This is a genomic window from Calditrichota bacterium (assembly GCA_016867835.1).
Taxonomy (GTDB): domain Bacteria; phylum Electryoneota; class AABM5-125-24; order Hatepunaeales; family Hatepunaeaceae; genus VGIQ01.
In genome coordinates this window covers 1-7,520 of record VGIQ01000121.1, presented here as the reverse complement: position 1 = coordinate 7,520, position 7,520 = coordinate 1, and the positions used below count along the sequence as shown (strand labels likewise).

The following is a 7,520-nucleotide window of genomic DNA, read 5'->3' as shown; positions in this document are numbered from 1 at the left end:
ACTAACTCCTTCCGGAGAGATACTCTCATCCCACTAATCTGGGTTTGTAGAAGAAACTAGAAACTCGTAGAATTATTGATATTTGACCGGCTTCCACGACGAACATACCGTCCGCTACTTCGACGAGCAGACGCCGATCTATGACGTGCAGTCGATGCGCGATGTGGTCGATCTGATCAATGAGCATAAGGGTGGTCGGATATCGCTCCTCGATATTGGTTGCGGCACCGGAAATAACTTGCACCACATCGGAGCGCAGACCGGGCTAACCGACCTGATGGGCGTTGATATTTCGGCCAACTGCCTCAAAATTATGAGCAGGGATTACGGAATTTCGGGACTGTTGGCATCGGTGCTTGACGATGATCTTGACAAGCAGATAAGCCGTAAATTCGATTTCATTCTGCTCGCGGTGATTTTGCATCACTTGATTGGAGGTAGCCGGCGTGAATCCATGGAACTTGCATCGCAGGCGGTAGGCAATGCGCTGAAATTGCTGAAGCCCGACGGCCGATTGATCATTATGGAGCGAATGTATTATCCACCGGTCATCGACAATGTCGCCTTCCATGTGAAGAAGATCGTTACCCGTTGGACCAGCGGACGTATTCATTTGATCGGACATCATGTGTCGAATATCGGAGCTCCAGTGGTGTCCTATTTCAGCGAAGCGCAATTACTTCGTATTGTCGAGAAGGAGAATCACTGCCAGGTCGTTGCCAGCCGCGTCTTTGACATGTGGGTGCCATGGTATCTCAAGGTGCTTGGACTTTGGAAGACCGAAGCGCGGACATACTTATTCGAAGCAGAATAACATTCCTGTCAGTTCGGAAAGGATCGTATTCCCCCCCGTGAGAATTCCCCCTTGGGAATCGACATAAACAACGAACGAGGTAGGCTATGCGCAACACTATTTCTTACTTAGGTAGGCTAGCACTGATGGCAGTTCTCTTGGCTGGTTGCGGCTCATCGCTGCAAATGGATCGAGGCTCAGTTTCGGCAGTGTGTCAACTTGAGCCTTCCCAATATGAAATCATCGGTGATGTAGTAGGGGAAGCGAATGTTACGATGGTGTTTTTCTTTATTCCCATTGGCTCCAAATTGGAGCGAGGTACCTTCTTCAATGCTATGGCAATTGCTACGCCATGGGAATCAGTTGAGGGACAAGTTAGAAGCATGGCGATCTATAACGCAATAGAGAATTCGTCTAATGCTGATATGGTCATTGCACCGCGATTTGAGTCCCATGTAACCGGATTGCCACCACTCTTCTGGACTACGCACGTCAAAGTCAAGGGCAAGGGGCTTAAACTCAAGTAGGAAGAAGTCTATGATTCTTGAAATATCGTTTGATACGGAGTGCCGCTCGGCGACCTGAACGGCATCGATCCGAACGGCGGAACCTACACGATTCTGCTGAGGTAGGACTCTTCTACGGACTCCCCCGGCACCGGGCTCCGCAAAGGGTTCGGTGCCGGATAGAAATGGAAAGGTGATGTAGTTCAACAGGCAGGGCGCCGGCCACATAATACGCCGGAGGAGTCGGTTCGAGACCGACGATCACCACCAATCGTTCTTTGACATCGTTCAGGTCAATCGTGACTTGATTGACGCTCCTAAAGCCCTATCAATGGGCGGCGGATGGCACTCCCGGCAACGGGAGTCCATTGCGCGCATCCATAACGGGCAGGAGAACTTAAGAGTCTTTGATCATCTGCCGTAGTCGGAATTCTTCACAATGGACGATGGCGGATAGTGGAACTTAGGCTTGTGCTTTACGGCATAGGTCCCAAATCCAAAATCCAAAATCAGAAATTGAAGAGAGTTTCGGTCAAGTTAGAAAGGGCACGTGGTGGATGCCTAGGCACACAGAGGCGAAGAAGGACGTGGTAAGCTGCGATAAGCCGCGGTGAGGCGCAAACAGCCTTGGACCCGCGGATTTCCGAATGGGACAACCCGATCCGGGTCATGCCGGATCATCCGGCGCTGAATCCATAGGCGCCGCGAAGCCAACCCGGGGAAGTGAAACATCTCAGTACCCGGAGGAACAGAAGTCAACCGAGATTCCCTGAGTAGCGGCGAGCGAAACGGGAAGAGCCCAAACCTGCATTATGTCAAGCCTGCCGGCGTTGTAATGCGGGAGTTGCGGGAGCCGATGGTCGGGACGGCAGTCCCGGCAGGAAGTTACAAAGCGGCGCGTTAGCCGAATCTCCTTGGAACAGAGAGCCATAGAGGGTGACAGCCCTGTAGGCGAAAACGCGGACGTCTTCCTTCGGATTTCCCAAGTACCGCGGGTCACGTGGAACCCCGTGGGAAACCGGGTGGACCATCACCCAAGGCTAAATACTCCTGTGTGACCGATAGTGAACCAGTACCGTGAGGGAAAGGTGAAAAGCACCCCGGAAGGGGAGTGAAATAGTACCTGAAACCGCGTGTCTACAACCAGTCAAAGCCGTCCTTGTGGCGGCGATGGCGTACCTTTTGTTTAATGGGCCAGCGAGTTGCTCGTCCGTTGCCAGGGTAAGCGGTTAAGCCGCGCACCCGTAGCGAAAGCGAGTCTGAATAGGGCGTATAGTAACGGGCGGCAGACGCGAAGCCGGGTGAGCTATCCATGTCCAGGTTGAAGTCCGCTTAACCGCGGATGGAGGACCGAACCTGTTGGGGTTGAAAACCCATTGGATGAGGTGTGGATAGGGGTGAAAGGCCAATCAAACCCGGTGATAGCTCGTACTCCCCGAAATGTCTTTAGGGACAGCCTTGCATTAACAGGACCGGAGGTAGAGCACTGACAGGGCTAGGGACGTTTCCACGTTACCGAACCCTTTCAAACTCCGAATGCCGGCTCCTCACTGTGCAGGAGTGAGACTGCGAGGGATAAGCTCCGTGGTCAAAAGGGGAACAACCCAGACCATCGATTAAGGCCCCCAAATACGGCTTAAGTGGATGAAAGGAGGTGGGATTACCCAGACAGCCGGGAGGTTGGCTTAGAAGCAGCCATCCTTTAAAGAGTGCGTAACAGCTCACCGGTCAAGTGATCCTGCGCCGAAAATTTGCGGGACTAAAGCCGTTGCCGAAATCGTGGATTTGCACCTTCGGGTGCATCTGGTAGGGGAGCATTCCCTGCCCTGCGAAGGCGCGCTGCGAGGCGCGCTGGAGGAAAGGGAAGAGAGTATGCTGGCGTGAGTAGCGATAAACCGGGTGGGAAACCCGGTCACCGAAAATCTAAGGGTTCCTGAGTAAAGTTAATCTGCTCAGGGTTAGCCGGCCCCTAAGTCGAGGCCGAAAGGCGTAGGCGATGGGAAACGGGTTGAATATTCCCGTGCCGGTGGAGCATCGTTCGAGCGATGGGGAGACGCAGAAGTGAAAGGCCGGCCGCCTGATGGCTTAGGCGGTCTAAGCGCGTAGGCTGGGGAAGCAGGCAAATCCACTTCCCCAAGGCCGAAACGCCAATGGGAGGGCTTAGCCCACAAACCGGCCCTAATCCGGCTGCCAGGAAAATCCTCTAAGCGAGATGCTTCGCCGACCGTACCGCAAACCGACTCAGGTAGATGGGGTGAATATCCTAAGGTGCTCGAGAAAACCGTGGTTAAGGAACTCAGCAAACTAACCCCGTAACTTCGGAAGAAGGGGTGCCCCTATCGGGAGATAGGGGCCGCAGTGAAAGGGCCCAGGCGACTGTTTACTAAAAACACAGGACTCTGCCAAGCCGCAAGGCGATGTATAGGGTCTGACACCTGCCCGGTGCTGGAAGGTTAATGGGAAGGGTCATCGGGAGCAATCCTGAGAAGCTCCGAACTGAAGCCCCAGTAAACGGCGGCCGTAACTATAGACTGGACCACTGTAGTTCTAAAACCTGACTAAATGCTGGAACATCCGGTGAATCTCACACTACTCAATACCTTAGGTCATCCTGAACGAAGCGAAGGATCTCGTCTGAGATCTGGAATGTTCGGGGTGGTCTCGCGGTATAAGTGACAACGTGATGAGTGCGGACAATCAGCAGGAAAGACCGGTGTAACCGGAATCCTCAGAGACTATACGTCAGGACCGTCGCAAGGCGGTATGATATAGTCCGATCTACATGGCGACATGTAGAGTGCAGTAGAAATACTGTACCGTCTCGAACAGTGGCGCGGGGAAATTCCCCGCGACGATTGCGAGATTGTAACACCAATGAACGGTCCTAAGGTAGCGAAATTCCTTGTCGGGTAAGTTCCGACCTGCACGAATGGTGTAACGATCTGGGCGCTGTCTCGACCACGGACTCGGCGAAATGGGAATGTCGGTGCAGATACCGACTACCCGCAGCAGGACGGAAAGACCCCGTGGACCTTTACTACAACTTGACATTGATTCTTAACCTTTCATGTGTAGGATAGGTGGGAGACGTTGAACCGGCGGCGCTAGCCGTCGGGGAGTCAACCTTGAAATACCACCCTTGAACTGTTGGGAATCTAACCTGGACCCGTTATCCGGGTCAGGGACATTGTCTGGTGGGTAGTTTGACTGGGGCGGTCGCCTCCCAAAGTGTAACGGAGGCGCCCAAAGGTTCCCTCAGCACGGTCGGTAATCGTGCGGCGAGTGTAAAGGCACAAGGGAGCTTAACTGCGAGACAAACAAGTCCAGCAGATGGGAAACCAGGGCTTAGTGATCTGGCGGTAGTGCATGGAAATGCCGTCACTTAACGGATAAAAGGTACCCCGGGGATAACAGGCTTATCTCCCCCAAGAGTTCATATCGACGGGGAGGTTTGGCACCTCGATGTCGGCTCATCGCATCCTGGGGCTGGAGAAGGTCCCAAGGGTTTGGCTGTTCGCCAATTAAAGCGGTACGTGAGCTGGGTTTAAAACGTCGTGAGACAGTTTGGTCCCTATCCGCTGCGGGCGCAGGAATCTTGAGGAGATCTATGCTCAGTACGAGAGGACCGGCGTGGACTGACCTCTAGTGTACCGGTTGTCGCGCCAGCGGCATCGCCGGGTAGCTACGTCGGGATGGGATAAGCGCTGAAAGCATCTAAGTGCGAAACCCACTCCAAGATTAGGATTCCCCTCCTTTACAGGACTAAAGGCTCCTGGAAGATCACCAGGTCGATAGGTCACAGGTGCAAGCGCAGTAATGCGTTCAGCCGAGTGATACTAATAAGCCGTGAGGCTTGACCGGAAGTTTTCGACCCCGGCAGATGATCAAAGACTCTTAAGTGAGTTTGCAAGTGCCAAGTTGGCAAGTAACAAGAAGAAGGACGCACGATCCCTTTCTTGACACTTTATACTTGACACTCGATACTTCCTTTGCGGCGCCGGCTCCGACCGCGTCTATCCCCCCCCCAGCGCGGCGGGGCCGCGCGCTGCGACCTGAACGAGCAGATTAGGGAGCATATTCACTATGTACATTATATTCTGGAGGAATCATGTCCGATGATATTCTCGACAGCTACATGCGAACTAATAGATGCGACTTACTCGTGTTTGTTGGATCACTTGAGTTGAGTGCAGACAATTCGCTGATTTCGGAGTGCAGCAATGACGCGCCCCCGGCAGATAACGTCCACTTTATGGTTATCACACCTGGAGGGCTCGCATCTGTTTCATATAGAATGGCGAGATTTCTGCAGCAACGATACCAGGAACTTACTCTTCTTGTCCCCTCATATTGCACTAGTGCGGGGACTATTCTGGCTATTGGCGCTCATAAAATTCTAATGAGCGCAACCGCCCAGCTCGGTCCGATTGACGTTCAGATTGGCAAAAAGGATGAACTTGGCGAGAGGCAGTCAGGCCTTACTCTTCTGACTTCCCTTGATGCCCTCCAAGACAATGCGTTCAAGGCATTTGAGCGAAGTTTTTTGAATGTGCGTTTTAGAAGTGAATTGCAGATTTCCACCCGTAGCTGCATGGAAATTGCAGAGAGACTCGCAGTTGGCCTATATACACCAATTTTCGGCCAAATCGATCCAATGCGCTTGGGAGAAGAATCTCGCTCGTTACTTGTCGCACAGGCATATGCTGAGCGCCTACGGAAGCAAACAAATTCAATAGGTGATGAAGCGCTGAGTAAGCTGTTATTTGGGTATCCATCACATGATTTTGTGATTGACCGCGGTGAAGCCAAAACTCTATTCAACAGTATAGTTGACTTCAGTCGCGAGGTTGATTCTGTCGTAGAGAAATTACTGGAACACATCGATTCCAGTCAATCAGACATTGACAAGCCAATAATAAAGTTATATAACAGTTCAATTAATGATAAGACCAAACCCAATAATGGAAGCAATCATGAAGCCTCTCGACAAGGAAGTCAGCAAAATAAGGGAAGAAAATTACCGAAAGTTGACCTCTCTGTTGAATCTGCAAAGGGAGGTAAGAAAGACAATTCTTCCGAGGGAACTCAAGCAATCAGGCAGGATTTTCAAAGAGTCAAAGTAATATAATTTTTCCTTCGCAGACCATAGCCGGCGGGACCTACCTCTTCCCATTCCGAACAGAGCAGTCAAGCCGCCGCGCGCCGATGGTACTGCCGACCGAGAGGCGGTGGGAGAGTAGGTCGTCTGCGGGGGGAGTTTTTTCACAGGCAAAGCGCCTGCGCCCAATCACAGGCGCGGGCGCTCTGTCGTTTTTGGGCAAGACAGTTGCATTGGGAACTCAATCATCATATATTGAGGACACTATCGAAGAGGAAATCCGTCCGCTGCTATTCGACTGGGACGACGACAAAGCCGAAGCCAACCTGGCAAAGCACGGAGTCTCATTTATCGAGGCTCGGAGTGTTTTCAAGACAACTTTATCCGCTGATATCCCTGATCCCGACCACTCAGAAGGGGAAGAACGCTGGATCAAAATCGGCCCTTCAATCTCCAGTAAACTCCTCGTTGTTTGCTATACCGAGCGTCGCGATGTCATTCGTATAATCAGTGCACGGAAAGCCGACAGACGGGAGACAAAAGCCTATGAAGAAAAAAGAGCAAAACCATAGCGACGAAGACACCATGCGCGATCACTACGACTTTGATTATTCCAAAGCCATCTGGGGCAAACATGCCAAGCGAATGGCAAAGGAAGAATCGAATGTCGTCAAGATAGACTTGGACGTCCATGAAGTCTTTCCTGACGCAAGTTCGGTTAACGACGCCCTTCGAAAATACATCGCCATCAGTGAATTAGTCGCGCCGGTGAAGCCAGCCTCATCGAACGGCCAAAAGAAGCGCCGCGCCCGGTCGTCCGCCAAACCGGCGGTGAAGGCGTGATGCCGTCCACGGCGGAAGGTACTGCCCGGGCAGCCGGGCGGGAGAGCAGAGCCTGTCCTCGCGCAGATGGGGAAAGCCTGCCCCTGCGAATGCAGGGGTCTGCGGGGGGAGTTTTTTCAGGCGAAGAGCCTGATGCTTGAAAGGACAAACGTTGCCGTTTAATATCATAAGGATATAATATGAGTCTGTTGAAAAAGTCTTTCTTGTAGTTTAAGATTCTTCGGGATCTGATTTTGGATTCGCACTTTGTATATTGGGGTTGTCACATCACAAAGGACAC

4 protein-coding genes, 1 tRNA gene, 2 rRNA genes and 1 pseudogene are annotated in these 7,520 nt (G+C 52.2%); all 8 read left to right on the top strand.

Going from position 1 to position 7,520, the window contains the following annotated elements:
• Positions 1-82 precede the first annotated feature (82 nt).
• The 8 genes and pseudogenes from FJY67_10325 (at position 83) to FJY67_10290 (ending at position 7,132) form a co-directional block, all read left to right on the top strand.
• Complete coding sequence (locus tag FJY67_10325) at positions 83-814, top strand: class I SAM-dependent methyltransferase (protein MBM3329846.1); 732 nt, start codon at positions 83-85, stop codon at positions 812-814.
• An 86-nt stretch (positions 815-900) separates the two neighbouring features.
• Complete coding sequence (locus FJY67_10320; protein ID MBM3329845.1) at positions 901-1,320, top strand: hypothetical protein; 420 nt, start codon at positions 901-903, stop codon at positions 1,318-1,320.
• 171 nt (positions 1,321-1,491) lie between these two features.
• Positions 1,492-1,569 (top strand) — tRNA-OTHER (locus FJY67_10315).
• Positions 1,570-1,826: 257 nt separating this feature from the next.
• Positions 1,827-5,158, top strand: a 23S ribosomal RNA gene (locus FJY67_10310).
• 249 nt (positions 5,159-5,407) lie between these two features.
• The gene (locus FJY67_10305) at positions 5,408-6,427 is read left to right on the top strand and encodes a hypothetical protein (protein MBM3329844.1); all 1,020 of its coding nucleotides are present in this window, start codon (positions 5,408-5,410) and stop codon (positions 6,425-6,427) included.
• 7 nt (positions 6,428-6,434) lie between these two features.
• Positions 6,435-6,552 (top strand): 5S ribosomal RNA (gene rrf, locus FJY67_10300).
• Positions 6,553-6,684: 132 nt separating this feature from the next.
• Entirely contained in the window at positions 6,685-6,969 is a 285-nt protein-coding gene (locus FJY67_10295) for a BrnT family toxin (protein MBM3329843.1), read from the top strand.
• Positions 6,944-7,132: pseudogene (locus FJY67_10290) on the top strand (hypothetical protein). Before FJY67_10295 ends, FJY67_10290 begins: the two are co-directional and overlap by 26 nt.
• Positions 7,133-7,520 lie beyond the last annotated feature (388 nt).

What these genes read in the sequence shown, in the direction of transcription:
- FJY67_10305 (MBM3329844.1), top strand. Translation starts at nt 5,408, where the DNA reads ATGTCCGATGATATTCTCGACAGCTACATGCGAACTAATAGATGCGAC.
- FJY67_10320 (MBM3329845.1), top strand. Translation starts at nt 901, where the DNA reads ATGCGCAACACTATTTCTTACTTAGGTAGGCTAGCACTGATGGCAGTT.